Below are 24953 nucleotides of genomic sequence, written 5' to 3'. Positions count from 1 at the left end.
CGGAAAGGGTTGATATCTCGTTTCACTACTATTCGAAGAATTGAGTCGGTAATTCGACAGCGTCTAAACTTGTTTTACGACTGACGTATTCACTATGCAATTACAGGGGTTCCCGGTCAATTCTGGCGCCGAGCAAAACTCAAGGCGGGAAATACCGCAACGATCATCAAGATTGAAAAAATCAACCAGAAATACGTCCGATGTGTGTCGTAAGTAAATGCGTCATTAGACCCACCACTCAAAGTGGCGTCAACAATTCCCACCCGACCATAGTCCAGCCCAGCAATAATGCGGCCATAGGGATCTATGACGGCGGAAATTCCTGTATTGGCGCCGCGAATCACCGGCACACCCGTCTCAACGGCGCGTACCCGTGCCTGCAGAAAATGCTGGTAGGGACCGGGCGTATCACCAAACCAGCCGTCATTCGTCACATTGAGGATCGCCGCCGCCCCCTGAAGGCCCGGCGTCATCTCACCCGGGAAAATGATCTCGTAACAGATCAGGGGATAGAAGGTCTTGCCCGAAGGAAGCGTGAGCGGCGTGCGCGACGAGGCGGCGGAAAAGCCGCCCGGCAGGGCAATGACATTATCGATGCCGAATTCCCGCAGGATGCCTTCAAAGGGAACATATTCGCCAAAAGGCGTCAGATGCACCTTGTCGGTCGCGCCAATGATCTCTCCCTGGCTGTCGATCGCATAGACGGAATTGTAATAACGCGGCGGTCGGCCGGCTCCCTGATCTTCCATCCTGACTGCACCGGTGAACAGCACCTGGCCATCCTCGAGTGTTCTGGCGATTTCCGCGAGCGCATCCGGATTTTGCGTCAGGATGAACGGCACGGAGGTTTCCGGCCAGACGATGATGTCGGGGCGTTTTTTCCCTTCGCCCGGCGGCAGGGCCGACAATCGCAGATGTTCTGCGAAAATCTCTGCCCGGTCAGTATTCAGCATCTTGCGGGATTGATCGATGGCCGGCTGCACGATGCGGACGATCAGGGCGTCTGCCGGCGTCTCCGCTGGTGTCTGCAGGCGGTAAAAGCCATAACCGAAGTGGGCCGCAAGCAATAGGCATGCCAGCGCCAGCCCCGGTGCCATGCCTTTTTTCGTACCGATCAGGGCCGGTGAAGAGAAGATGAAAACCGCCAGCATCGTGATGCTGAAAAGGCCGAGCAGATGGGCCGACTGCATCATGATCGGGATGGGCATGATGCCATAGCCGATGGCGTTCCACGGAAAGCCGGTCGCGAGGAAACTGCGCAACCATTCCGAAACGCCGAAGGCGGCGGCAAGCGCCGCAATGCGGCCAAGGCCATCCGACCAGAGGAGATTGGCGGCCGCGACGGCAAAACCATAAAACAGCGCCAGCAATGCCGGCAGACCGAGGATGGCGAGCGGCAAGGCCCAGGCGAATTCATCCGCTTCCAGCAGGAGGGCATTGCCCAGCCACCACAGGCCGGCCACGAAATAACCAAACCCGAAACACCAGCCGATGCCGAAAGCCGGCAGGATGCGGCTGAAGAGACCACCGCCCGGCTTGCCGGTGCAGCCGTCCACGAGCCAGACAAGCAGGGTGAAAGAGAAAAAAAGCGCTGCGAAAAAGCCGAATGGAGGCAAAGCGAGCGCCCCGACCGCACCCGCAGCAATCGCCATTACTGCGCGGCTCATGCCGCCGGCCAGCATTACCCTGCCTGCAAGACGCTCCATGCCATCTCCGTTTATGCGCGTCTGGAAAAGCCCGCTCCCGGCAAGGCCGCGCCACGGAATTTCCCCTCAAACCCGGCGTAAAGGAAAAAAGATTCGCAGTCCACAGGTGGGATCGCGGCGGCGGTCTCCTGCGGCCTTTTGGTCGTTCCAACCTGCCGAATCTCTGTCTTGAGATAAAGATGACGGGGCTCCCCGTCACCTTTTCTAGTCAGCGTTCTGCTGGTGCGTGATCAGGCGAACATCCGGCGCTGGCAGTGCGATAACCCCGTTGGCTTCGCCGGGAGCCTGGTCGTCCTGCCCTTCCGAGCCATGATCACGGACGATACGGACGCCCTTGATACGCCGGCTATCCGCATCGAGAATCTGAAACTCGAAACCGGGCACAGCTCTGACGACCTCGCCCTTGGCCGGAATGCGGCCGAGCGCGAAAAAGATGAGGCCGCCGAGCGTATCGATTTCTTCCAGATGTTCGCGCACGTCGAATTCGGGGCCGATCACCTCGGCAAGTTCGGTGAGTTCCGCGCGGGCATCCGCGACAAGCACATCGGCGGAGAGACGCGAAAACATCGCCTCGTCCTTGTCGTGCTCGTCATCGATATCGCCCACGACCATCTCGACGATATCCTCGTGGCTGACGAGACCGTCCGTACCGCCATATTCGTCGATGACGAGGGCCAGCTGCGTCCTCTGTGCCTGCATCGTCTTCAAGAGGTCGGAGGCCAGCATCGAGGGTGGCGCGAAGAGAATTTTGCGCACGAGGCCGGCATCGGCAACCGTCTGCTCGAGATCGACCCGCGCCAGATCGAAATTCGGACGTGGTGAGCGCGTTATTGCCTTCACCTCGCCATAAGCGACGCTGCGCGAACCCGCGCGGCGTTTGTTACGCGCCTGCTTGGCGACATAGGCCAGCAGATCGCGAATGTGGATCATGCCCTTGGGGTTATCCAGCGTCTCATCGTAAACAGGCATGCGGGAGCGCCCGGTTTCTTCAAACAGGATCAGCGCTTCGCCGATCGTCATGTTCTGGTCGAGACCGTCGATATCGACCCGTGGGATCATGATATCTTCGACCCGAACCTCCCGGAAACGCAGGATATTGTTGAGCATCGCCCGCTCTTCAGGCGAAAAGGCGGCACCGATTTCGGTGTCAGCCATCAGCGCGTCGGTCAGATCCTCACGCAGGCGCTCGCCCTGTGACGGTTTCAGCAACCGCCCTATGCGCGACCAGATCGTCGATCTCGGCTTTGCATTAGAGTCGTTCCGTAAGTGACTACTGCCCTCCTCCGAAGAGGACTGATCGCCGTTTTCTCTGCCCTCATTGGCAGGTCGTGCAGAATGTTCGTTCATGGCTCCAGACAATATTTAAAGCGGTTCCTGACCCGCGTAGGGATCAGATAGGCCAAGCACCGCCAAAATGCGAGTCTCAAGCGACTCCATTTCTTCCGCTTCTTCCTCGTCCATGTGGTCATAACCAAACAAATGCAGGAACCCATGAACGAGAAGATGGGTCAGATGATCCTCGAAACTCTTGTCAAGTTCAAGAGCCTCGCGTTCAACCGTCTCGCGGGCGATGACGATATCGCCCAGCATCGGGCCGGGCATTCCGCCCGGCTCCAGCGGAAAAGCGGGGAAAGACAAGACATTGGTCGCCTTGTCCTTGTCGCGCCATTCGGCGTTGATTTCCCGGATATTTTCGTCATCGGTGAAGACCAGCGACAGTTCGACCGGCATTTTCGGGAAGGGTTGCTCCTCTTCCCGTTTCAGAAAATCGACCGCCGCATTCAGCACCTTGGTGGCAAAGGCAGACAAGTCCTCTTCCGAGGACCAGCCTTCGGCCTCAACGCTGATTTGAATATCCAGAGTTGTCATTGTCTTTACGTCAGTTGCCCTTCGGAAGGCTCTCATCCGGCACCGCCGTGTGGGATTCGTAAGCCCGCACGATACGCGCCACCATCGGATGGCGTACGACGTCGACATCCTTGAAACGCACGACGGACACGCCTTCCACCTCGGGTAGGATTTGCAGGGCCTCGACAAGACCGGATTTGACGCCACGCGGAAGGTCCACCTGGCTCGGGTCACCGGTCACGATCATGCGGCCGTTCTCACCAAGACGGGTGAGGAACATCTTCATCTGCATGGTCGTGGTATTCTGGGCTTCGTCCAGAATGACGGCGGCGTTTGCAAGGGTACGTCCGCGCATGAAAGCCAGCGGCGCGATTTCGATGACGCCCGCCTGAATGGCGCGCTCCACCTTGTCGCCCGGCATCATGTCATAAAGCGCGTCGTAAAGCGGACGCAGATACGGATCGACCTTTTCCTTCATGTCCCCGGGCAGGAAGCCGAGGCGCTCGCCCGCTTCGACGGCGGGGCGTGAGAGGATGATACGGTCGACCGCGCCACGTTCCAGAAGCTGTGCGGCATGGGCCACGGCGAGATAGGTCTTGCCGGTGCCGGCGGGGCCGACGCCGAAAACAAGTTCGGACTGCTCCAGCGCCCGCATATAGACATCCTGCGTCGGCGTGCGGGCAGCGATGGTCTTCTTGCGGGTGGAAATCTGCGCCATGGAAATCTTGGCCTTGCGCTCCATCGTCGGCAAGGTCAGTTGGTCGTCAGCGGCCATTGCCATTCGGATAGCACCTTCCACGTCTGAGGCCTCGGCGGTTCCGCCCTTGAGCAGACGTTCATAGAGGAAATCCAGCGCACGGCGGGCCTGATTGGTGGCGACGACATCACCGGTGATGGCGACGGAGTTGCCGCGCGGGCGGGCGTCGATGTTGAGGCGCTGTTCCAACAGCTTCAGGTTCTGATCGAACTGACCGAATAGCTCTCCCGCTATCCTGTTATTCTCGAACGTGAGGACGAAGTGATTGGCGTCGGTCGCGGCTTGGCGTGGCTGGCGCGATGAAGTTGATACCAATTCATGTGCGTTCAAGCGGTCAGGCTCCTGTCCCAATCAGTGTCGGCTCCTCACTCTAACTCCCTGCCACCTCGGCAAACAAGCTGTTTGGACCCGTTGCGGTGATTCGTACATTAACAATGTCACCGATTTTCAACGTCTTTGCATCAAGATTCACGGATTGCAGCCACGGAGAGCGACCTATCAACTGCTCAGGCATGCGGCCGGGCTTTTCCAGCAACACATCCATGGTTTTTCCAACGAGCGATTCCGCAAATTCCTTCTGCTGCCGCAGCAACAGGGTCTGCAATCGTTCCAGCCGCTCGGCCTTCACGTCTTCCGCCACCTGGTCCGTCAGGTCCGCCCCCGGGGTGCCGGGACGAGTGGAATATTTGAACGAAAAGGCCTGTGCGTATTTCACCGTCTCGACCATCGCCATCGTATCTTCGAAATCGCGATCAGTCTCACCGGGGAAGCCGACAATAAAATCCCCCGACATGGCAATATCAGGGCGGGCGGAGCGGATTTTCTCGATCAGCTGGATATATTCCTCACCCGTATGGCGACGGTTCATCGCTTTCAGAATGCTATCCGAGCCGGACTGCACCGGTAGGTGCAGATAGGGCATCAGGATGCGCAGGTCGCGATGGGCGCCGATCAGGCGGTCATCCATGTCGCGTGGGTGGCTGGTGGTGTAGCGCAACCGTGCAAGGCCCGGAATTTCGGCCAGCCTGTAGAGCAGTTCGGCCAGACCCCATTTTGCACCGTTCGGGCCTTCGCCCTGCCAGGCATTGACGTTCTGGCCAAGCAGCGTGATCTCGCGCACGCCGGCATCCACCAGTTTCATCGCTTCATCGACGATCTGGCGAACGGGGCGGGAAACCTCCGAACCACGCGTATAGGGCACGACACAGAAGGTGCAAAACTTGTCGCAGCCTTCCTGCACCGTCAAAAACGCCGTGACACCGCGCGAGCGCAGCGTCGCCTTCTCGGCGACCGGTAGATGCTCGAACTTGTCCTCGACCGCATATTCGGTCTCGATGACGCGCTCACCGCGGCGCACCCGCTTCAGGGCGTCAGGCAGGCGGTGATAGGTCTGCGGGCCGATGACGACATCCACGGCGGGCGCTCGGCGAAGTATCTCCTCGCCTTCCGCCTGCGCCACGCAGCCGGCAACGCCGATCATGAATTCACGGCCCTGCTCTTCGCGCGACTTTTTCATGTCGCGCAGACGGCCAAGCGCGGAATAAACCTTCTCAGCCGCCTTCTCACGGATATGACAGGTGTTGAGGAGAACCAGATCCGCTTCGCCCATGTCTTCTGTCTGGACGTAACCATCCTTCGCCAGCGCATCGCTCATGCGCACGGAATCGTAGACGTTCATCTGACAGCCGTAAGTCTTGATAAAGACTTTTCGACTGTTAGAGCCTTCGCGGGCGATCATTTCTGGGGCGTCAAGGCCAAGTGTTTCCTGGGTCATGGCGGCTATCTAGTGTTTTTCACAGCCAGATTAAACAGAAAAATGCCGGAAAAGCGAGGATGCCAGAGTAACCGGGTAATTCCGTTGCTCTTGATTTTAGCTTACGCATCGGATTTCCCGAAAACCGCGCACAGTTTTCGGTCCGACGCTCTATTTCCGCCAGCCGCCGCGCAGGCTGAAGGCCAGCATCGAGCGGATGGCAGCGGCAATATCGGTCGCAAGACGCTTGCGGTTGTCAGCACTGTGAAATGGAACGCTGTCGCCAAACGTAACGTCGACATCAGTCGCGCCCGCCTTGATGACACCGAGCAGATGCGGCACCAGCGTGATGCTGCCCGGCCAGGCGGCAATGATCCGGTGGTAACGGCCCATGGCCATGCCCTGCACTCGCGTATAGGCGATGGCGACCGGCTGCACGTAAACCAGCTTGCCAGGAACCTGCTCGGCGGCGGTGGAGGCGGCACCGAACAGAGAGGATTTGACGGCCAGCATGCGGTTGCCATCCGAAGTCGTGCCTTCGGGGAAAAGGACGACGATCTCGCCATCGGCCATGCGGCTGGCGATCTCACCCACTTGCTGGCCCGTGCTGCGCTTCTGCTCCCGCTGGACGAAGATGCTTTTCTGAAGGCGGGCGAGCCAGCCGAAAACCGGCCAGTCACGCACCTCGGTTTTCGCAATGAACACCACGTCGGCAATGCTGCCGAGAACGAGGATATCCTTCCACGAAGCGTGATTGACCGCCAGCATCAGCGGTTTTGCGCGCTCCACCTCTCCATGAACATGGACGCGGATGCCGAGAACGTGACAGGCAATGCGATGCCAGATGCGCGGAATGCGACGGCGCAGCCGCCAGTCGAAGGCGAGACCCAGAAGTTGCAGCGGCAGCAATATGAGCGTCACGATCAGAAGAACGATCGCGATATAGGCTGTCCGGAGCCACATCATGATGGGAACGCGCGCTTGTTCACCGGCGTCTCAGCGTTCTTCGGGTTTCAGCGGCACGCCATAAAGCTCCAGTCGATGATCCACGAGCTTGAAGCCGTGCTCGCGGGCGATCTTTTCCTGAAGCGCCTCGATCTCGGGCGAATGGAATTCGATGACCACGCTGTTCTTCAGATCGATCAGGTGATCGTGGTGCTCTTCAGGCACGGTCTCATAACGCGAGCGGCCATCGCGAAAATCATGACGTTCGATGATGCCGGCGTCCTCGAACAGCTTCACCGTTCTGTATACCGTTGAAATAGAGATGCGCGGATCCACGGTGGAAGAACGGCGATAGAGTTCCTCGACATCGGGATGATCGGCTGATTCCTGAAGGACGCGGGCAATCACACGGCGCTGGTCCGTCATCCGCATGCCGCGCTCGGCACAAAGCTCCTCCAGCGTTTTCGAAAGGTCTATCACGTCTTCTGGCCTTTTGAGTATTCCGGTTGAATTTCGCAGCTTTCGCCAAAAAATGCCTGTCGCAGGGAACTAGCGAAGATCGCGGCGCATGACAAGCGCCGTCGACTTTGATCCATTCTTGGCCGTGTAATAGGCCTTGCGTTCCGCGACCGTCTTGAAGCCGAGCTTTTTATAAAGCCCCAGCGCAGAGGCATTGTTATTATCCACCTCGAGGAACATGGTTTCGGCACCGCGCATCATCGCCTCGCGAATGGCCGACTGCATCAGACGCCAGCCGAGACCGGCGCGCGAGAATTTGTCGGACACCGCGACAGTGAGGATTTCCGCCTCACCAGCCACTTCCCGCGCCAGAACGAAACCGCCGAGCGGCTTGCTGAAAAAGGCGTTGGTCTGGCGGGCGACGGCTCCGAAAACCGACCCTTGCGTGAGCAGGCCCGAAAACTCCCCGTCATTCCACGGACGTGGGAAGCGCAAGGCATGCAAGTCCGCCACCGCGGCGCAATCCTCATGCTGCATCGGCACGATCTCGAAATAGGGTTTCCAGCTCAGGTAATCGTCAAACATCGCAAATATCGGGAATCAGAAACAAGCACTCATGCATGCCGTATCAGGCAACGTCCTGGCGTGCCAGCGCAAAACCGGTCTGTGGCCGGGCATCCGGCCCCCGCAGGTAAAGCGGCGCGGGTTTTGGTTGGCCTGCCGGCTTGCGCGCTCCGGCGCGCGCGACTGACGCAATCGGGAAATGGTCCGGCCCGGAGCCGATTTCCTCTCCCGCAAACAGCCGCGCGGCGGAGCCGATGACGGCACCATCGAAACCGGAAAGAACAGCTTTGGCGTCATCCAGAGACAGAAGCGCCGCCTCGTTGAGTGGTGATCCATCCGTGTCGAATGTCTGGAGATAGGTTTCGCCGCGTTTCGCATCGAGCCCGACGGCCACAGGCCGGCCGGGATTTTCGAGCAGATGATGCAAGGCAAGCGTCTCGAGCGTCGTAACGCCGACGGCCTCGACGCCGAGCGACAGGGCAAAACCGCGCGCCGCGGCAACGCCGACCCGAATGCCCGTGAAGGATCCCGGACCGATGGTCACCGCAATGCGCTCGACCTTCTGGAGCGGCAATTGTGCCTGCTGCAGGGCACCGTCGATCACCGCCATCAGCCTTTCGGCATGGCCCTTGCCGATCGTCTCGCAGACCTCGCCGAGCACAGTGTCAGAGGCGTTGTCATAGATACAGGCGGAACAATCCACCCCTGACGTGTCGAGTGCGAGAACAATCATTGCCTGGCTGACAGCATCAAACCGCTTCGACTTCGCGCACTTCGGGCACGAAATGGCGAAGCAGGTTCTGAACCCCGTGCTTAAGCGTGGCAGTTGAAGACGGGCAACCCGAGCAGGCACCCTTCATGTTCAGGAACACCGTACCATCGCGAAAACCGCGGAAGGTGATGTCGCCGCCATCCTGCGCCACGGCCGGGCGAACGCGGGTATCAAGCAATTCCTTAATGGTGGCGACGATGGTTTCGTCACCCTCTTCAAAGAACTCGCCTTCCTCGTCCGAGACTTCGGCAGCAATGGCCGTGCCCATGATCGGCCGGCCGGACATGAAGTGCTCCATGATCGAGCCGAGGATGGCAGGCTTCAGATGCTGCCATTCGGCATCATCCTTGGTGACGGTGATGAAATCAAAACCGAAATAGACACCGGTGACGCCCGGAATCGTGAAGAGGCGTTCCGCCAGGGGCGAAGCCTGCGCCTGCGACGCATTGAGGAACTCCACTGTCCCGCTTTCCAGCACCACCTTGCCCGGCAGGAACTTCAGCGTGGCGGGGTTGGGCGTGGCTTCCGTCTGAATGAACATCGTCGTCTCCTTCGAGGTCGCGGTTCACGCCCCGTAATTTAGAATTCTTCCAAAAATACGCCCGGCGAAGCCACACTTCAAGCCCTGACATGATAATTACATTCAAGAAATCGTCAGTCTTTAAATCGTTCTGGCTTTCCTTCAAAAAGCCAGAACGATTTAATTCTTTTCTCTACGCATGTCTTTTCCCAAAACCGATGACACTTTTGGGAGACATGCTCTAAAACCCCGTCCGAAACCGGATCAGCAGAGCGCGTCGATTTCCTCATCCGTCAGTGTATCCGGCAAGACGGTGACCGGGATCGGGAAGGCCGCGCCGCGTCCGGCGATGGAGGAGACCAGCGGTCCCGGCCCTTCTTTCGTCGATCCGGCAGCCAGCACGAGAATGGCGATATCGCGGTCTTCCTCGATCAACCCGTGTATCTGCTCGGTGGCGCTGCCTTCTCGAATGACGGATTCCGGCTCGATACCGATTGTTTCGCGCACCTTCTGGGCGACCTTGGCGAGCGTCGCTTCCGCTTCCTCACGCGCCTCGGCCCGCATGATCTGCTCGACACCCAGCCATTGCTGGAAATCACCTTCCGGGATCATGTAGAGCAGCACCAGTCCGCCATTGGAATTCTTGGCGCGACGACCGGCATAGTGCACGGCCCTTTCGCATTCCGGTGTGTCATCGATTACAGCGAGAAACTTGCGGCGATGCCCTTCCAGACGCGACAGCCGTGTTGAAACCATTCTGCACTCCCAAAATCCGCCGTGATCCGAAAAACCGCCCGACGGTTCGGGCGAAGATTATATCAAATCACGGCAGGCGCAAACCACCCGCCGCATTCGCGTGGCAACGGCCTGTCAGCGCAGGAAACCGATGATATCACGCACCTCGTTCATCGTCTTTTCAGCGATAGTGCGTGCCCGCTCGCCGCCTTGGCTGAGGATGGCGTCAATATGGGTCGGATCATCGAGAAGACGGCGCATCTCGTTGTTGACTGGCGCAAGGACATTGACGGCAAGCTCAACGAGGGCCGGCTTGAAGGTGGAGAACTGTTGACCGCCGAATTCGGCAAGAACATCCGCCTTGGTCTTGTCGGAGAGGGCAGCATAGATGCCGACGAGGTTTTCGGCCTCCGGGCGTCCCTTCAGACCTTCCACTTCGCTCGGCAGCGCGTCCGGATCGGTCTTCGCCTTCTTGATCTTCTTAGAGATCGCGTCGACATCGTCCATCAGATTGATGCGCGACAGATCGGAAGGGTCGGACTTCGACATCTTCTTGGTGCCGTCCTTCAGCGACATGACGCGCGGCGCCGGGCCACCGATCAGCGGCTCCACCATCGGGAAATAGGCATGAACCGGCTCATCGCCAACCGTGATATCAACGCCCAGACCGGCGTTGCGAATATGGCCGCCGAAATCGATGTTGAATTTCTGGGCGATATCGCGGGCGAGTTCGAGGTGCTGTTTCTGGTCATCGCCGACGGGAACATGCGTGGCGCGATAGACGAGAATGTCGGCAGCCATCAGGCTCGGATAGGCGAGCAGGCCGAGCGAGACCTGTTCGGCATTCTTGCCGGACTTGTCCTTGAACTGGGTCATGCGCTCCATCCAGCCGATGCGCGCCACACAGTTGAACACCCATGCCAGTTCTGCATGCTGCGGCACGGCCGACTGGTTGAAGACGATATGCTTCACGGGATCGATGCCGGCTGCGATGAAGGCGGCCGCAATCGAGCGGGTCTGCGCCTTCAGGTCCGAGTGAACGAGCTGGGCGGTGATGGCGTGCATGTCGACGACGCAATAGATGCAGTCGTTATCTTCCTGCAGCGCCACGAATTTGCGGATCGCGCCGAGATAATTGCCGAGATGCAGATTGCCGGTCGGCTGGACGCCCGAGAAAACCAGCGGCTTGAATGCGTTCATTGTCGTCCTCGAAAAGGCTTGTGGAGGGCCCCGCCCCGTGTTTGCAATTGCACGCGCGCTTATGCACCCACAGCCCCTCGCAATCAAGCGGTTTCAAGGGCCGTCAACCGCGCGGCTGAAGAAGGTCCCAGCGATTTCCGTAAGGGTCGGCAAAGACCGCGACCGAACCATAAACCTCATGGCGCGGCTCTTCCAGAAAGCGAACGCCGCGCGCAATCATGGTTTCATAGTCGCGGGCAAAATCGTCGGTATACAGGAAAAATCCGACACGGCCGCCGGTCTGGTTGCCGATGGCAAGCCGTTGCTCTTCGCCATCCGCCTCGGCGAGCAGCAGGGCGCCACCCTCGGCGCCTTACGGCTTGACCACAAGCCACCTTTTGCCGTCGTCAAGCGGCTGATCGGCGAGGCACTCGAAGCCGAGAACATCGCAATAAAACGCCTTTGCCCGATCATAGTCATCGACGACAAGCGTAACCAGCGCGATGCGGCGGTTTTCAGAAAAGGACATCAGCCCACCTCCGTCTCGGCGGTCTTTTTACCGCGCTTGCGCACGGCTCTCTTGACCATGCCGATATCGGCACCGCCAGAAACGAAAGCCAGCACGAAATAGACCAGCATGGCCGTAAAGACGAGGCCCATGATGGTTCCTGCCCGGACGAAGATGGACGAGGCCGACGACAGCTCGAAACTCAGCCAGGTCAGCGCATAATGCACAAAACCGGCCATCAGGGCCGCAGCCAGGAGCAGACGCGGAATGCGGGTCAGCAGCGGAATATCCACATGCCAGTGGCCGCGCCACAAAAGCATGCCGAACAGCAAGGCGGCATTGACCCAGCCGGCGGTGATCTCGGCAATGGCAATGCCTGGGCCGCCGAGACGCGGAAACAGCGTCAGTGCCAAGGAGACATTCACCACCACGGAAACCGCCGCGAAGATCATCGGCGTGCGGGTGTCCTCGCGGGCGAAAAAGCCCGGAATGAAGGCCTTTATCAGCACGAAGGCCGGCAGACCCAGACCATAAATACCGAGGATTTGCGCGACGGTGATGGTGGCCGAAGGTGAGAAGTTGCCGCGTTCATAAAGGAATCGAACGATGGGCTCGGCCATGACAAGAAGAGCCGCCGCTGCAGGCAAGGTCAGGAACAATACGAATTCGACCGAGCGGTTCTGCAGGCTTCCCGCCTCCACCATATGCCCGCCGCGCAAAGCGCGTGCAAGTTCCGGCAAAAGCACGGTGGCCACGGCAATGCCGACAACGCCCAGCGGCAGCTGGTAAATCCGGTCGGCATAAGCAAGCGATGAGATCACGCCCTCGCCGGCTGACGCAATATTGGTGTTGATCAGGAGGTTGATCTGGGTGATGCCGCCGGTGATTGCCGCCGGCAGGGCAAGAACCAGCAGCCGCTGCACATTTTTCGTTAGCCGCGGCCTACGGAGACCGATCCGCATGCCGGCGTTGCGCACGGCGATCCAGACGATGGCGAGTTGCACCAGACCCGCTGCCATCACCCCCCACGAGAGCGCATAACCCACCTGCAGGGGATCGTAATTCTTCCACCATGCCAAGGCGAGCACGCCAATGAGGATGATGTTGAGGAAAACTGGCGCGATCGCCGCCGCAAAGTAACGATGCAGCGAGTTCAGCATGCCGCCCATCATCGCCGCAAGCGACATGCAGGCGAGATAAGGGAACATGATGGTGGCGAGCCGGACGGTGTTGTCGAATTTGACCGGATCTTCAAGGAAGCCCGGCGCAATCACCGTGCGCACGATAAACGGCATCGACAGTTCCATCAGGATCGTCAAGGCCAGAAGCACGGTGAAGAGAACGCCAAAAACCTCTTCGGAAAAGCGCCTTGCGCCCTCCATGCCGTTCGCCTCGATTTCCTTGGCGAAAAGCGGCACGAAAGCCGAGTTAAAGGCGCCTTCGGCAAAAAGCCGCCGGAAGGTGTTGGGAAATCGGAACGCGGCATTGAAGGCGTCAGCCACCGGGCCAGTACCGACGGCAGCGGCCATCAGCGTTTCGCGCAGAAAGCCAAAAATGCGGCTGCCGAGCGTGGCGGTGCCAACGGTGGCGAACTTGCCGATCAGACTCATGGGGATATCAAGCCTTTGCCGTGCGCGCGGCCGGCAGCGCCGCCACGTCTGGGTGGGCGATGATGCCGTTCGGCATGCGGTCACGCAATTCGTCTTCCTGCTCGCTCATCACGGCCTTCAGGCGCTGCGCAATGCTGGCCTGCCGGTTGTCATTCGTCACCTTCTGCCCGAACAGATCCGTCACGTAGAAGGTATCGATGACCTTCTCGCCGAAGGTAGTGATGCGGGCGGAGTGAATATCGAGCGACAGGTCGGCGATGACAGCCGTCATATCCGCCAGCAGCCCCGGCCGGTCGAGGCATTCGACTTCGATGACGGTGAACTTGTTCGACAGACCATTCGAGATGGTGACGGAAGGCGGAATGGTGAAGGCGCTTTTCTTCCTGCGGCTCTTCGTGCGCGTGGCGATCATTTCTGGCAGGCGCTGCTTGCCGGAGAGGACTTCCTCGATGAGCTTGCCGACATTGGCACCGCGCCGCGTCTCATCTTCGTCAATCGGGAATTCGCGGTTGATGAGGATCGTATCCAGCGCCCGTCCGTCAGAGGTGGTGAAAATCTGCGCATCGGCAATGTTTGCGCCGGCAGCCGCACAGGCACCGGTGATGATCGACAGCAGGCGCGGATGGTCCGGCGCCAGCACGGTGATTTCCGTGATGGCATGGAAGGAATGGGTGCGCACCATGGTTGACAGCGCCTTTTCCTGCTTGTCGGCCTCGCGCATGAAGCGGGTGTGGCGCACCTGGTCTTCTAGCGCCACCGTCAGCAGATAGGGCTCGTAATGCAGCTTGGTATATTTGCGCCTCGCCTTCTGGCCCCAGTCCTCAAGGGCGTCGTAGAGCGCCTGTTTGGCGATCTGCGCACGCTCCTTGCGCGAGACTTCCGAAAAGCCGCCTGATAGCAGCAGTTCCGTCTCGTAATAAAGCGAACGCAGCAACTGCCCCTTCCAGCCGTTCCACACGCCCGGACCGACGGCGCGGATATCGCACACCGTCAGGATGAGCAGCATCTTCAGCCGCTCCATGGACTGCACCTTGTCGGCGAAATCGGTGATGGTCTTGCGATCGTGCAGGTCGCGCGTCTGGGCGACCATGGACATCAAAAGATGCTGCTCGATCAGCCAGACGACGGTCTCGGTCTGCTTGCTGGTGAGGCGGAAACGCTGGCAGAGCTTGCGGGCGACGCGCGCGCCGGCAATGGAATGATCCTCCTGCCGGCCCTTTGCCACATCGTGCAGCAGCACGGCGACGTAAAGCGCCTCGCGTTCCTCGACGCCCGGCATCAACTGATTGGCGAGCGGATGGGCATCCACGGCGGTTCCCTTGTCCACCTCCGACAGAACGCCGACCGAGCGGATCAGGTGCTCGTCCACGGTGTAATGATGATACATATTGAACTGCATCATCGCGACGATTTTGCCGAATTCAGGAATGAATTTGCCCAGCACCCCAGCCTCGTTCATGCGGCGCAGAGTCAGCGCCGGATCGCGACGGGAGGTGAGGATCGACAGGAAAAGCCGGTTCGCTTCCTCGTTTTCGCGAAGCTCGTCATTGATGAGCGAGAGCGAGCGGGTGACAACGCGCAATGCATCCGGATGCAGTTCGAGATTGTTGATATCGGCGATGTGGAAGAGCCGGATCAGATTGACCGGGTCGTTCTTGAAAACATCGGGCTTGGCCAGCGCGATGCGGCCGCGGTCTTCCACGAACTCGACGGAGCCCGGAATCTTACGGACGCGGTGGGCGAAGCGGCTGAGAACGCCTGACAGACCCGGCACATCCTTCGCCTGCCGGTCTTCCAGCGCGGCGCAGACGATGCGGGTCAGATCGCCGACGTCCTTGGCCACGAGGAAATAATGCTTCATGAAGCGCTCAACGGCGGAAAGGCCGGGGCGCGGCTGATAATTCAGCGCATCGGCGATTTCGCGCTGAATATCGAAGGAAAGACGCTCTTCCGCCTTGCCGGTGATGAAATGCATCTGGCAGCGGACGGCCCAGAGAAAATCATCGGCCTTTTCGAAAAGCTTCAGTTCGGACCTCGACAAAACACCGAGTTTCACCAGATCGGCCGTATCGCGGACGTGGTAATAATATTTGGCGATCCAGAACAGCGTGTGCAGGTCACGCAGACCGCCCTTGCCTTCCTTGACGTTTGGCTCCACCAGATAACGTGTGTCGCCAGCCTTGCGGTGGCGCTGGTCACGCTCGGCGAGCTTGGCGGCGATGAATTCCGGGCCGGTTCCGGTGACGACTTCCGACTCGAAGCGTTTTTCGAGATCGTCGGTCAGGGATTTTTTGCCGCAGATCGCCCGCACTTCCAGAATGGCGGTGCGGATAGTCATGTCGGATTTGGAGAGGCGAATGCACTCATCCACCGTGCGGGTGGCGTGCCCAACCTTGAAGCCGAGATCCCATAGCAGATAAAGCACGAACTCCACGGCCTTGTGCATATCAGGCGTATTCTTGGCCGGCAGCAGGAACAGAAGGTCGATATCCGATCCCGGCGCCAGCGTGCCACGACCGTAACCGCCGACCGCCGCAACCGCGATCTGGGGCGCATCCTTCGGATAGACATATTGGCAGGTGAGATCATAAAGCGTCTCGATCAGCCGGTCCTGAAGCCAGGAGATGCGCCGGGCGCAATCAATGCCGCTGCCATCGGTTTTCAGCAGTTCCCGCGCCTTTTCCCGGCCTTCCGTGCTGGCCTTGCGAAAGAGCGGCAGCAGATCGGACCTGATATCGGCGGTACGCTTGCCGTCTTCCTTGAAGATAACGTCGCAGTCACGCTTCAGCGCCGAGACATCGAGAATGTCGGAAAAATCCAGGTCCTTGATGGCCATCTATGCCGGTATCCATGTCCTGTGGGAGACCCCACCGCTTGCGATGGGAGTGTCCTATAAAGAATTTTAAAGGCGATGGACAGGCACTGTATCTCTTCAAGTCTTGCCAAGTTCTTTCTTCAAGGCATAAAGCGCGTCCAACGCCTCACGCGGTGTCATTTCGTCCGGGTTGAACCTCTTCAAAGCCTCCTCCACCTTCGATGGGCCGGCCTTGCGGGTTTCCTCGCGGCGCACGGCAATCTGGAATAGCGGCAGGTCGTCGATCAGCTGGCTGGCCGGGTTCTTGCGGTCGGCATCCTCGAGCTTCGTCAGTACCTCACGGGCACGCTCCACCACCGATGCCGGAAGGCCCGCGAGACGCGCGACCTGAATACCGTAGGAACGGTCCGCGGCACCCGGCCCGACCTCGTGCAGGAATATGACATCACCTTCCCACTCCTTCACCCGCATCGTGGCATTGGAAAGGCGGCCGAGTTTTTCCGACAGTACCGTCAGTTCGTGGAAATGGGTGGCGAAGAGACCACGGCAACGATTGACCTCGTGCAGATGCTCCACCGCCGCCCAGGCGATCGAAAGTCCGTCAAAAGTTGCCGTGCCACGGCCGATCTCGTCCAGGATGACCAGCGAGCGATCCGTTGCCTGATTGAGGATGGCGGCGGTTTCCACCATCTCCACCATGAAGGTCGAGCGGCCGCGCGCCAGATCGTCGGAGGCCCCGACGCGGGAAAACAGCCGGTCAACGACGCCTATGTGGGCGGCCTCGGCCGGCACGAAGGAACCGATCTGGGCGAGAATGGCGATCAGCGCATTCTGGCGCAGGAAGGTCGATTTACCACCCATGTTGGGGCCGGTCAGCAACCAGATCGCACCGTTCTTGCCGCCATCAATTGCCGACAGATCGCAATTATTGGCGATGAACGGGCCGGCGGACTGCCGCCGCAAAGCCTGTTCGACCACCGGGTGACGCCCGCCTGTGATCGCGAAGGTCATGGAGGCATCGACGATCGGACGGCAATAGGCCTGTTCGGTGGCGAGATGGGCAAGGCTTGAGGCGACATCGATCACCGCAAGTGCCAGCGCACCGGCCTTGATTGCTTCCGCCTGCTGCACCACGGCCTTGACCATGCGCTCGAAGGCTTCCAGCTCGATGGTCAGAGCCTCGGCCGCGGCATTGGCGATGCGGCTTTCGAGATCGGCAAGCTCTGTGGTGGTGAAGCGCATGGCGCCCGCCATGGTCTGGCGGTGGATGAAGCGCGCCTTGGCCTCATCCGTTGCCATCATCACATCGGCATTGCCCGCCGTCACCTCGATGAAATAACCAAGCACATTGTTGTGCTTGATCTTGAGCGACTTGATGCCGGTCTCATCGGCATATTTGAGTTGCAGACCGGCAATCACACGGCGCGACTGGTCGCGCAACGCCCGCACTTCATCGAGTTCGGGATTGGCACCCTCACGCAGAAAGCCGCCGTCACGTTTCAATAGCGGCAGATCGTCGGCGAGCATCGAGCCAAGCATCGCCTCAAGAGCCCCGGGCAGGGCGTTCAAATCCCTGAGAGCTGTCGCCAGCTCATCCGGCAGCAGCCCACCGTCGAGAATGATTGCAATTTTTTCCGCCGAAACCAGACCCTGCCTGATAGCGCCAAGATCGCGCGGGCCACCACGTTCCAGCGCAAGCCGGGAAAGCGCGCGCGGCATATCCGCGACATGTTTCAGCGCGTCGCGCAGGCCATCGCAGAGGGCGACGTCATCGATGAGATAGGCCACGGCATCGAGACGGGCATTGATCCTTTCCGGATCAGTCAAGGGCGACATCAGCCGCTCGGCCAGAAGCCGCGCACCGCCTCCTGTGACCGTGCGGTTCAGCGCGTGCAGCAGCGATCCGTCCCGGTCGCCTGACAGCGTCTTTACCAGTTCCAGATTGGCGCGGGTGGCAGGATCAATGAAAAGCGTCGATGCCGCACTTTCGCGTTCCGGCGCACCAAGCGGCGGGCGCTCGGCAATCTGGGTCTTTTCGACATAGGCCACCGCGGCAGCGGCAGCGGCCATTTCCACCCGCGAAAACGTGCCGAAACCATCGAGCGTCGAGACGTTGAAATAACGCGCGATGCGGCCTTCCGCCACGGCGCTGTCGAAGAGTATGGCCGGCTGCGGCACCGCGACGCGGCCCAGTACATCGAAAACCGGCCGCAGTTCCTCATCGTGGAACAGGCTGTCGGCCACGATCAGCTCTCGCGGATCGATACGCCAGATATCGGCGAGAAGCCGCGTCAGCGTGGTTTCCGCCAGACGGAAGACGCCGGTGGAAATATCGATCCAGGCCAGCGCGAACTGCGCCTCCGCACTGCCGCGAATACGGGCAAGCGCCATCAGATAGTTGGATTCCGTCGGCGACAGCAGCTTTTCTTCAGTGAGCGTTCCGGGCGTGACGAGCCGCACCACATCACGCTTGACCACGGATTTCGATCCGCGCTTCTTCGCTTCAGCCGGGTCTTCAATCTGCTCGCAGACGGCGACACGGTAACCGCGCAGGATGAGCTTCTGGAGATAATCGTCCGCCGCGTGAACGGGAACGCCGCACATGGGAATATCATGCCCCATATGCTGGCCACGTTTCGTCAGCGTGATACCGAGCGCGCGGGAGGCTTCGACCGCATCGTCAAAGAACAATTCGTAAAAATCGCCCATGCGGTAAAACAGCAGCGAACCGGGATTGTTCGCCTTGATCTCGATATATTGCTCCATCATCGGAGTGGCCGTCGCGCGGCTCTCTTCCGAGATCAGGGAAGCGGTTGTCAGAACGTCCGTCAATGGCCTGCCGATGTCATATCGTGTTGCGGAAAAGGAGCGCCGACACTAGCGGCATTGCCCGCCCCAACACAACACACACGGCAACGCTGCCCACAGGAACATCCTGATGGCCTCGATCAAAACCCGGTCAGCCGTTGATGCGTTCGGCCTCGCCGCCATAATAGCTGATATAGCGGCCGGCGATGGACGATACCGGCAGAACCACCAGGACGTCGGTGGTGTTGAAAGCATGATCAACGACCGCACCGGAGCCGAACATGGCGCCAAGACGCATATAACCCTTGATCAGCGGCGGCATGGCATTCAATGCCTTGCGGGTATTGAGCGCCTCGACCGGCACGAGGTCCATTTCATGATAGAGTTCGGGCAAAGCGACCGCTTCCCACTCTCCCTTTGCAAGGCAATTATGGTGCAGGAAGGACAGCGCCAGCGCATGTGCTTCCGGCTGCACGCCGGGGAAGGAAGCGCAGCCGATCATGGCGTCCATGCGGTGTTTTACGGCATAGGCCCAGTTGCCCTGCCACAGAAGCTCGACGGTACGCTTGGTGCGATATTCCGGCAGCACGCAGGAACGGCCAAGCTCCATGAAACGCTTGCCCGGATGGCGCGCGACGAGCCCAGCGATATCGAATTCGCTGGCGGAATAGAAGCCATTATTGGCGATCGCCGTTTCCTGCCGCAGCAAACGATAGGTGCCGACGATCTGGTCCTCGCTATCGCCTTCAATCGACTTGTCGAGCACGAGAAGGTGGTCGCAGACGCTGTCCCAGGCGTCGACGTCGCGCTTGCGGCGCATCGCTTCGGCAGGAAGGCGCGCCTTCATTTCCTCGACAAAGACACGGTAGCGCACGGATTGCGCGGCATCGATTTCACGTTCATTTCTGGCAAGCCGTGTTTCCAGCGTGCCGATACGGCCGAAAAGACCCTCATTGTCCTGAGCTGTCTCGGAACGAGGACTAATGACAACATTATTTTCACAAATGTCGTGATTGAAGATTTCGGCAACCATGGGGAATCGCTCCGCCACCAAAGAGTTTTCCTGTCATAAATCACTAATTCGCGACAGAATAGTGACAAAATGCCGCCAACGCGAGTCTGTCAAGTTATGATGACAACACGCGTTTCGCCTCCAGTAGGCGACGGATTTCCTCAACCAGCCGGCGCGGGTCGGCGGGCTTGGCCAAAACAGCGCCTGCACCGGCCTTCAGCAGTATCTGGGCGGTCCCTTCACCGGCGTCCCCGCTGAGAATGATGACGGGAATATTTCTTTCATCTTTCAGCTTACCGAGGAGGTCCGGCAACACGTCGAGGCCCTCACCGCCCGGCATATTAAGATCGGAGACGATGAGATTTGGCAGGCGGGACGCACCCGACGCCAGCGATTGCTGCAGGGCCTGAAAATTGTCGACGGCACGGACGATATAGCCGCTTTTTTCCAGGACAACCCGGATGATGCGCGCATTGACCGCATCGTCTTCGGCCACGAGTATCTCGATGCCGCTTACCCCTTCCACCACCCTTGACGAAAATCCCACATCAGGGTGGTTATCGTTGATCGCGTCCCGCCGCTCTATGCCGCGCAGGCGGCCACACAGCACATCGATCAGGGATTTTTCACGCAGGGGGCGGATCAGCCAGGCGTCGAAGGACGCATGGGTGGTCGAAGCCCGCTCTTCGGGACTGACGAGCAGCGTACGGCGGATCGTCTGCTGCGGCCAATCCCGCAGGGCATCCCTGAACAGTGCCGAGATACGCAGATCGACGATGATGTCGGTGAGATCGGCGGTCCGGCTGGCAGGGCCATTCCTGAGCCTGTCCAGATCCTGCGGCTGATGGATGAGAATACACTTGCCACCGAAAGCCTCGATGGCTTCCATCGTCACCGCCGCCGCCACACCCTCCGGCGCAATCAGCAGGACGTTGGTGTGCTGCAGGCAATGTCTCCGGCCGGAATCCGGCATCTCGGCGGGAGCCCTGCCCGGGCGGAACACCAGCTTGAAGGTGCTGCCCTCACCCCTGCGGCTCGACACCGTGAGGTTGCCGCCGAATTCCCGAACGATGCGGGCGGAGATCGCAAGGCCGAGACCCGTGCCGGCGCTTCGTTGCGACAGCGGCCCGGCCTGCTCAAACTCCCCGAAGATGCGGGCCTGCTCCGCCTCACTCATACCGGGGCCGGTATCTTCGACGGTGATCTGCAATTCGCCGTCAGCCATGCGCGCCCGGATGACGACCCCGCCCACCTGCGTGAATTTCACGGCATTGCCGATAAGATTGAACAGGACCTGGCGCAGCCTTGCCGGATCGAAATCGAGATAATCAGGCACGTCAGGCGTGACGAAGGAGGCGATTTCGATGCCCTTTTCATGGGCGCGATGGGCCAGCATCTCCACGATGCTCTCGATCAGCCGCCGCAGGTTTTCCGCGCGCGGATTGAGCCTGAAGCGGCCGGCTTCCATGGTCGAATAATCCAGGAGATCCTCGACAAGCTGCACCAGCGACTGACCGGACTGTTTCATGCCATCCAGATAATTGCGCTGTTCCTGGTTGAGCTTCGTCTGCGAGAGAAGGTGGTTCATGCCGAGCATGCCGGAGAGCGGCAGGCGGATTTCATGGCTGACTGTGGCAAGGAGCCGCGCCTTTTCGGCATCGGCTTTTTCGGCGCGCAGGCGGGCATCTTCCCGTTCGGCCAGCGCAAGCCGTTCTTCGGTCACGTCTCTTGCGATACTGCTGATCATGAGACGGCTGCTTGCGAGATCGCGGGTTACCACATCGTGCCAGGAGAAGATGCGCTGACCGAACGGGGTCGCAATCTCCACATCATAGGCATGGACCCTGTCACCCGGGCGGAAAGCAATGCCGATCTCCTCGCAGCTCAAACCTTCCGGCGACGTGCAGCCGGTCATTTCACGAAAAACGCGGTTCGCCTCGACGATGCGCCGGTTCATGTTGCGGATCACAACGATATCGCCCATGGACTCCTGCATTTCGGCAATCAGCGACCGGTTTTGCGTTTGCCGCAGCCGGACATCCGAATAATCCGCGGGCAGCGTGCCGGGAAGCGGGAAAGATTTGCCGAACAGCGCATAGAACAGGGCACCCATAAGCACCGCGCCAAAAAAACAGGCGAGCGTGACGGTGACGACATACGGCACCGCAAGTGCGATCAGGGCGGCGGTGAAGGCCCCCACCGATAGCGAAACGGCGACATAAAGCGCAACCGCCCTGACATCGCTGGCATGTTCCTCGTTCGTAAGGCGCGTTGTCTTGTCGTCAGGATCCGCCGCTGGGGCGGCTAGGCCGAGACCATCTGAAACTTTTTGCCGAAGTCGTGCCAGTTCGCTCATACACAACCGCTACCACGGCAGCGGTTTTGATATGTTTGGCTGAAACGCTAAAATTTTACTTTTTGGCCGTCCGGGCGTGCAGAAATTCATCGAGAATGACGCAGGCTGCACCGATGGTTATGAAACTATCAGCCAGATTGAACACCGCGAACGACCATGTCTGCGTATGGAACAGGATATAGTCGATGACGTGACCGTAAAAAAAGCGGTCGAGAAGATTGCCGGCAGCACCTGCAATGATGAAGGCAAAACCGAGATGGGCGAAGGTCCGGTCAGCCGCCGTTTTGCGCCAGAGCCACAGAACGAAGACCACGATGACGAGGCGCATGCTGACGATGAACCAGCCGTGCATGTCTTCCAGCATCGAAAAGGCGACGCCGAGATTATAGGTGCGGTAAAGCGCCAGAAACGGCGCAACGGGAACCATCTCCTGCAACGGCAGATAGGCCTCGACCAGCTGCTTGACGATCTGATCCAGCACCAGTGCGGCGACGATCAGCGCAAAAGCCGGGCCGAATTTCGAGAACAATGCCGCTTTGGCCATTACGTCACCGGTGCAAGTTCGAGGAGGTGTCGCCGTGCTTCAAACAGCATGACAGCGGTTGCGATGGCGAGGTTGAGACTATCGGCACGGCCCTGCTGGGGAATGCGCGCCAGCTGGTCCGCCTTGCCGGCCAGTTCCGGCGGCAGGCCAGACTGTTCGTTGCCCATCAAAATCACGACCGGTTTGCCGGCGTAGTCGATCTTTCGATAATCCACGGAACCGGCAAGATGTGTGGCGACGACGCTGACATGAGCCGATTTTTTCCAGGAGAGGAATTCCTCAACCGAAGCACGGGCGATGGGGGTGGCAAAGACCGAGCCCATGGTGGCGCGCACCGTTTCCAGCGAAAAGGGATCAGTGCAATCGCCCACCAGAATGACGCCCGAGGCGCCGGCCGCATCCGCCGTGCGGATGATGGTGCCGAGATTGCCGGGATCGCGCACCCGGTCGAGCGCGATATAGGTCTCGCCCTTTTTAGGGCGGATATCCTTCAGCGGCTTCCATTTCTGTTCGAAAATACCGACGACCATCTGCGGATTGTCGCGGCGGGTGATCGAGGCGATGACCTTCTCGCTGACTTCGAGCACCAGACCACCTGACGCAACGGTCTTGACCGCCGCCTGCTCCACCAGCGGCTTGCCCTTGGCGGCCTTGGCGTAAACCAGCGTCTTGATCGTCCAGCCGAGTTCAAGCGCGTCGATGACCAGCTTCAGGCCCTCAGCCATGAAGGTGCCGGTCTCTTCCCTGCCCTTTTTCTGGGTGAGCGCCTTGATGTCCTTGATGATGGGATTGGCAAGGCTCGTCACTTCCTTGACCTGGCCAACCCGGCGCGTGGTGTTTTCGCGCATGTCCTTCGTCATTTCGGCTCCCAGCGGCTGAACAGCGATGTGGAAAGCACGCGGCCCGGCGTCTTGCCGTCAAGCCCGGCTTCGCGAATGACCAGTTCGCCGGATGCGACGACACCGCCGGCACCGCGCATGGTTTCGCGCATCAGCTCATGCATCGAATAGAAGCTGGCCCGGATGGAATAGGCGGTCAACACCAGACCGAGCGCCTTGGGCGACAGGATTTCCCGGCAGATATCAAGCATCAGCGGCAGATGGTCGAACAATTGCCAGACCTCACCATGAGTGCCGCGGCCGAATTTCGGCGGGTCGGTGAGAATGATGTCGTAGGTGCTGCCACGACGTTCTTCCCGCTGGATGAATTTCATCGCGTCTTCGCAGATCCAGCGGATCGGCGCCTGTTCGAGCCCGGCGAGAGCCTGGTTCTCCTTCGCCCAGCCGATCGCCTTCTTGGAGGCGTCGACATGGGTGACTTCGGCACCGGCAGCCGCCGCAACCAGCGAGGCGACGCCGGTGTAACCGAAGAGGTTCAGTACTTTCAGCGGCCGGTCGGCGGTCTCCACGGCATTTTTCAGCCATTCCCAATGCACGATCTGCTCCGGAAAGACGCCGACATGGCGGAACGCCGTGAAACGACCGAGAAATTCAACCCCGAGCAGGGAGAGAGGCCAGGTTTCGCCAAGCGCGTCCTTCGGAAAACGCCAGCGGCCCATGCCGTCCTCATCCGTATCGCCGGTAAAAATGGCGTCGGCATTCTGCCATACGCGGTCGGGAACCGATGGCCGCCACAACGCCTGCGCCTCGGGACGAACGACGCGGTAATCACCATATTGTTCAAGCTTCAGGCCGTTACCACTGTCGATCAGGTGAAAATCACCCGCGCCGCTCGATTCCAGAATGACAGGAACCTGTTCTGCGGGCAATTGACCGGTGCGCTGCATAAGTGCGCGCGCGGGGACTTGCTCAACGGCAGCCGCCACGACGGTTTTTTCCTTCGGCGCGGCTTTCTGCACGATGCGCACCGCATCAGGCTCGCGCTTTTTCGGCGCGGCGTCCGCGCGGCGCGCCGGCTTTGCGGCATGGACCTGTTTTTTCTCGCTCCCGGCACGCGCACGATTGCCCGGCCGGCTGTCTTTTTTCTTCAATGGAAATCTTTCCGCTTCTGCCCGCGTCTTATTGCGCCAGCAAATAGCATTCCGCACGCCGCTCGACTAGAG

20 protein-coding genes and 1 pseudogene are annotated in these 24953 nt (G+C 59.7%); all 21 read right to left on the bottom strand.

Translation table 11 applies throughout. From position 1 onward, the window contains the following. Nucleotides 1–116: 116 nt before the first annotated feature. The gene (gene lnt, locus NYR50_RS00180; RefSeq protein WP_418136405.1) at nucleotides 117–1706 is read right to left on the bottom strand and encodes an apolipoprotein N-acyltransferase; all 1590 of its coding nucleotides are present in this window, start codon (nucleotides 1704–1706) and stop codon (nucleotides 117–119) included. A 204-nt stretch (nucleotides 1707–1910) separates the two neighbouring features. Next, nucleotides 1911–3053 (bottom strand): hemolysin family protein, encoded by a 1143-nt coding sequence (locus NYR50_RS00175; RefSeq protein ID WP_418136404.1) that lies wholly within the window; start codon nucleotides 3051–3053, stop codon nucleotides 1911–1913. Nucleotides 3054–3068: 15 nt separating this feature from the next. Next, a complete protein-coding gene (ybeY, locus tag NYR50_RS00170) occupies nucleotides 3069–3575 on the bottom strand; it encodes an rRNA maturation RNase YbeY (protein ID WP_418136403.1) in 507 nt (168 codons plus the stop codon). Between the two features lie 10 nt (nucleotides 3576–3585). Further along, the gene (locus NYR50_RS00165) at nucleotides 3586–4641 is read right to left on the bottom strand and encodes a PhoH family protein (protein WP_418136402.1); all 1056 of its coding nucleotides are present in this window, start codon (nucleotides 4639–4641) and stop codon (nucleotides 3586–3588) included. Between the two features lie 40 nt (nucleotides 4642–4681). Continuing rightward, nucleotides 4682–6085, bottom strand: coding sequence for a tRNA (N6-isopentenyl adenosine(37)-C2)-methylthiotransferase MiaB (miaB, locus tag NYR50_RS00160; RefSeq protein WP_418136401.1), 1404 nt, complete (start codon nucleotides 6083–6085; stop codon nucleotides 4682–4684). A gap of 150 nt (nucleotides 6086–6235) precedes the next feature. Next, the gene (locus NYR50_RS00155; protein ID WP_418136400.1) at nucleotides 6236–7030 is read right to left on the bottom strand and encodes a lysophospholipid acyltransferase family protein; all 795 of its coding nucleotides are present in this window, start codon (nucleotides 7028–7030) and stop codon (nucleotides 6236–6238) included. Nucleotides 7031–7060: 30 nt separating this feature from the next. Continuing rightward, a complete protein-coding gene (locus NYR50_RS00150) occupies nucleotides 7061–7489 on the bottom strand; it encodes a Fur family transcriptional regulator (protein ID WP_306018200.1) in 429 nt (142 codons plus the stop codon). A 69-nt stretch (nucleotides 7490–7558) separates the two neighbouring features. Next, nucleotides 7559–8053, bottom strand: coding sequence for a GNAT family N-acetyltransferase (locus tag NYR50_RS00145; protein WP_006310198.1), 495 nt, complete (start codon nucleotides 8051–8053; stop codon nucleotides 7559–7561). 43 nt (nucleotides 8054–8096) lie between these two features. Continuing rightward, nucleotides 8097–8765, bottom strand: a complete 669-nt coding sequence (gene tsaB, locus NYR50_RS00140; protein ID WP_418136399.1) for a tRNA (adenosine(37)-N6)-threonylcarbamoyltransferase complex dimerization subunit type 1 TsaB — start codon at nucleotides 8763–8765, stop codon at nucleotides 8097–8099. A gap of 16 nt (nucleotides 8766–8781) precedes the next feature. Next, the gene (locus tag NYR50_RS00135; RefSeq protein WP_006310196.1) at nucleotides 8782–9345 is read right to left on the bottom strand and encodes a NifU family protein; all 564 of its coding nucleotides are present in this window, start codon (nucleotides 9343–9345) and stop codon (nucleotides 8782–8784) included. 243 nt (nucleotides 9346–9588) lie between these two features. Next, complete coding sequence (locus tag NYR50_RS00130) at nucleotides 9589–10080, bottom strand: universal stress protein (RefSeq protein WP_006310195.1); 492 nt, start codon at nucleotides 10078–10080, stop codon at nucleotides 9589–9591. Between the two features lie 114 nt (nucleotides 10081–10194). Further along, nucleotides 10195–11259 carry a tryptophan--tRNA ligase gene (gene trpS, locus NYR50_RS00125; protein ID WP_080810945.1) on the bottom strand — a complete coding sequence of 355 codons (1065 nt, stop codon included), beginning with the start codon at nucleotides 11257–11259 and terminating at the stop codon, nucleotides 10195–10197. Between the two features lie 103 nt (nucleotides 11260–11362). Next, nucleotides 11363–11767 (bottom strand): annotated as a pseudogene (locus tag NYR50_RS00120) (VOC family protein). Beyond that, nucleotides 11767–13356, bottom strand: a complete 1590-nt coding sequence (gene murJ, locus NYR50_RS00115; RefSeq protein WP_006310192.1) for a murein biosynthesis integral membrane protein MurJ — start codon at nucleotides 13354–13356, stop codon at nucleotides 11767–11769. The pseudogene NYR50_RS00120 and the gene murJ overlap by 1 nt, the downstream one beginning before the upstream one ends. A 7-nt stretch (nucleotides 13357–13363) precedes the next feature. Continuing rightward, nucleotides 13364–16192, bottom strand: coding sequence for a [protein-PII] uridylyltransferase (locus tag NYR50_RS00110; RefSeq protein WP_418136398.1), 2829 nt, complete (start codon nucleotides 16190–16192; stop codon nucleotides 13364–13366). Nucleotides 16193–16288: 96 nt separating this feature from the next. Then, entirely contained in the window at nucleotides 16289–18940 is a 2652-nt protein-coding gene (gene mutS / locus NYR50_RS00105) for a DNA mismatch repair protein MutS (RefSeq protein WP_418137312.1), read from the bottom strand. A gap of 190 nt (nucleotides 18941–19130) precedes the next feature. Next, nucleotides 19131–20012: a GNAT family N-acetyltransferase gene (locus NYR50_RS00100; RefSeq protein ID WP_174007601.1), complete on the bottom strand. Its 882-nt coding sequence runs from the start codon at nucleotides 20010–20012 to the stop codon at nucleotides 19131–19133. A gap of 94 nt (nucleotides 20013–20106) precedes the next feature. Beyond that, a complete protein-coding gene (locus NYR50_RS00095; protein ID WP_418136397.1) occupies nucleotides 20107–22347 on the bottom strand; it encodes a hybrid sensor histidine kinase/response regulator in 2241 nt (746 codons plus the stop codon). A 55-nt stretch (nucleotides 22348–22402) separates the two neighbouring features. Then, nucleotides 22403–22891 (bottom strand): signal peptidase II, encoded by a 489-nt coding sequence (gene lspA / locus NYR50_RS00090; RefSeq protein ID WP_003520075.1) that lies wholly within the window; start codon nucleotides 22889–22891, stop codon nucleotides 22403–22405. After that, a complete protein-coding gene (locus NYR50_RS00085) occupies nucleotides 22891–23751 on the bottom strand; it encodes a TrmH family RNA methyltransferase (RefSeq protein WP_418136396.1) in 861 nt (286 codons plus the stop codon). The genes lspA and NYR50_RS00085 overlap by 1 nt, the downstream gene beginning before the upstream one ends. After that, nucleotides 23748–24881, bottom strand: a complete 1134-nt coding sequence (locus NYR50_RS00080) for a class I SAM-dependent methyltransferase (RefSeq protein ID WP_174006812.1) — start codon at nucleotides 24879–24881, stop codon at nucleotides 23748–23750. Before NYR50_RS00080 ends, NYR50_RS00085 begins: the two co-directional genes overlap by 4 nt. Nucleotides 24882–24953 lie beyond the last annotated feature (72 nt).

Source organism: Agrobacterium sp. El2ro-1b, from assembly GCF_048298475.1.
Lineage (GTDB): Bacteria > Pseudomonadota > Alphaproteobacteria > Rhizobiales > Rhizobiaceae > Agrobacterium > Agrobacterium fabrum.
Note: the sequence above shows the minus strand (reverse complement) of the source record. Positions and strands in the feature narration are given on the sequence as shown.

Bases quoted from the DNA above. Each gene is read 5' to 3' on its own strand.
- lnt (WP_418136405.1), bottom strand. From the start codon at position 1,706: ATGGAGCGTCTTGCAGGCAGGGTAATGCTGGCCGGCGGCATGAGCCGC.
- NYR50_RS00175 (WP_418136404.1), bottom strand. From the start codon at position 3,053: ATGAACGAACATTCTGCACGACCTGCCAATGAGGGCAGAGAAAACGGC.
- ybeY (WP_418136403.1), bottom strand. From the start codon at position 3,575: ATGACAACTCTGGATATTCAAATCAGCGTTGAGGCCGAAGGCTGGTCC.
- miaB (WP_418136401.1), bottom strand. From the start codon at position 6,085: ATGACCCAGGAAACACTTGGCCTTGACGCCCCAGAAATGATCGCCCGC.
- NYR50_RS00155 (WP_418136400.1), bottom strand. From the start codon at position 7,030: ATGATGTGGCTCCGGACAGCCTATATCGCGATCGTTCTTCTGATCGTG.
- NYR50_RS00145 (WP_006310198.1), bottom strand. From the start codon at position 8,053: ATGTTTGACGATTACCTGAGCTGGAAACCCTATTTCGAGATCGTGCCG.
- tsaB (WP_418136399.1), bottom strand. From the start codon at position 8,765: ATGATTGTTCTCGCACTCGACACGTCAGGGGTGGATTGTTCCGCCTGT.
- NYR50_RS00135 (WP_006310196.1), bottom strand. From the start codon at position 9,345: ATGTTCATTCAGACGGAAGCCACGCCCAACCCCGCCACGCTGAAGTTC.
- NYR50_RS00130 (WP_006310195.1), bottom strand. From the start codon at position 10,080: ATGGTTTCAACACGGCTGTCGCGTCTGGAAGGGCATCGCCGCAAGTTT.
- trpS (WP_080810945.1), bottom strand. From the start codon at position 11,259: ATGAACGCATTCAAGCCGCTGGTTTTCTCGGGCGTCCAGCCGACCGGC.
- murJ (WP_006310192.1), bottom strand. From the start codon at position 13,356: ATGAGTCTGATCGGCAAGTTCGCCACCGTTGGCACCGCCACGCTCGGC.
- NYR50_RS00110 (WP_418136398.1), bottom strand. From the start codon at position 16,192: ATGGCCATCAAGGACCTGGATTTTTCCGACATTCTCGATGTCTCGGCG.
- mutS (WP_418137312.1), bottom strand. From the start codon at position 18,940: ATGATGGAGCAATATATCGAGATCAAGGCGAACAATCCCGGTTCGCTG.
- NYR50_RS00100 (WP_174007601.1), bottom strand. From the start codon at position 20,012: ATGGTTGCCGAAATCTTCAATCACGACATTTGTGAAAATAATGTTGTC.
- NYR50_RS00095 (WP_418136397.1), bottom strand. From the start codon at position 22,347: ATGAGCGAACTGGCACGACTTCGGCAAAAAGTTTCAGATGGTCTCGGC.
- lspA (WP_003520075.1), bottom strand. From the start codon at position 22,891: ATGGCCAAAGCGGCATTGTTCTCGAAATTCGGCCCGGCTTTTGCGCTG.
- NYR50_RS00085 (WP_418136396.1), bottom strand. From the start codon at position 23,751: ATGACGAAGGACATGCGCGAAAACACCACGCGCCGGGTTGGCCAGGTC.